Raw genomic sequence first — 1,308 nt, 5'->3', positions numbered from 1 at the left:
CTTATTAACATCAGACATAAACACCTCACTTTATTATTCGTTAAAGGTCATTTCATCCTACTGCTAACTAGCCAGTTAATATTACTGAGGTCAGGTTCTTATCTCAATTGAATAGCCTGTAACAGAATCAATACGCCTTAAAATAAGGTGGCGTATTATAAAGTTTGTCTGTTAGTCGAGTGCGTGATTCAGTGAGGTGTATATTTGAAGTTTGGTGCTGGTATGAGCTTAATCTGTGGCGATCAGTATGTTGACCGAAACGCCTGAAATAACACTTAATATATTGATTTAACTACGATATAGGTATTGATCGTAACGTACACTTTGAGCTGTAAACTCTAAATTGACTACTGGTAGATATGAAAAAGCCCCGCGAGTGCGAGGCTTGGAATTCTATCGGAAAACTAATTCTTGATTCTGACTATCTATTCTTTCTCAAAGTAAGGAGGGCATACAGGCTGAATTTTATCAGTTTTTACGTAGGAAAAATTAATTTCTTCATTCCCAAGCTTATCTATTTTGGTTAAGTTCATAAACGTTTTGCGCCCTACTTTTTCTATTCCTTTAAATTTAAGGGTAATAAAAGGCTCTTTCTCATTATTAAACGTCACTGAAATTAAGTCATCAGATATTGTATGAGTGTATATGTATTTTTCTACTGGTTCACCAATCATTTTGCCTTTATACATAGTACCTTTAATCACTTTTCTATTGTCCCAATCACATGTGAAGGGATAGAAATATTCAGTGTTATCTGGTCTAAATTCTATAACGTTGGCGAATCCCTCTATTGTGGGCAGCATTGCCCAAGTACCAATGATGTCATCTTTGATATTGCTTCCCGCAAAACCATAACCACAAAACGATAGAGTCAACACTCCTACTACAAGTGCCTTTTTCATATATCAACCTATATTATGTGCATTTAGGCTGATTGTAGCGTAGCCACAAAAAACAAAAAACCCCGCACTGGGCGAGGTTTAAATATTCGTAGTGAGTATAGTTACAAGTTCCCACTATTTGAAGATGTTAGACCAAGGCCGGACAAAATGCAACTGTTTATTTTGTCACCTCATTAAATGCAACTTCGGCGCGCTGTTGTTCTGAGTAACACTTCTCCACCAACTTTTGGTAAAACGGTTTCCAGTTACGCCGCCATGTTCTTTCGTTCAGTTCCGGCAGGTAGACTTTGATTGCAGTATAAGCGACTGACGAAGGTACTCTGCTATAACCTCTCCCTGAGCAACGCGGGCAGATTTTATGCACTGGCGCGCCTTGCAATGCAGTTTGCTCCTCATCAAGCACCAA

General features: G+C 38.3%; 2 protein-coding genes. Both read right to left on the bottom strand.

Annotation, left to right across the window (positions count from 1 at the left end; translation table 11 throughout):
• Positions 1-425 precede the first annotated feature (425 nt).
• Positions 426-902 carry a hypothetical protein gene (locus tag AACS92_RS21760; protein WP_099112025.1) on the bottom strand — a complete coding sequence of 159 codons (477 nt, stop codon included), beginning with the start codon at positions 900-902 and terminating at the stop codon, positions 426-428.
• A gap of 157 nt (positions 903-1,059) precedes the next feature.
• A partial coding sequence (locus tag AACS92_RS21755) for an antitermination protein (RefSeq protein ID WP_193757020.1) occupies positions 1,060-1,308 on the bottom strand: 249 nt, incomplete at its 5' end.

Source organism: Xenorhabdus sp. KJ12.1 (genome assembly GCF_963876495.1).
Lineage (GTDB): Bacteria > Pseudomonadota > Gammaproteobacteria > Enterobacterales > Enterobacteriaceae > Xenorhabdus > Xenorhabdus stockiae.
Note: the sequence above shows the minus strand (reverse complement) of the source record. Positions and strands in the feature narration are given on the sequence as shown.

What these genes read in the sequence shown, in the direction of transcription:
- AACS92_RS21760 (WP_099112025.1), bottom strand. Translation starts at nt 902, where the DNA reads ATGAAAAAGGCACTTGTAGTAGGAGTGTTGACTCTATCGTTTTGTGGT.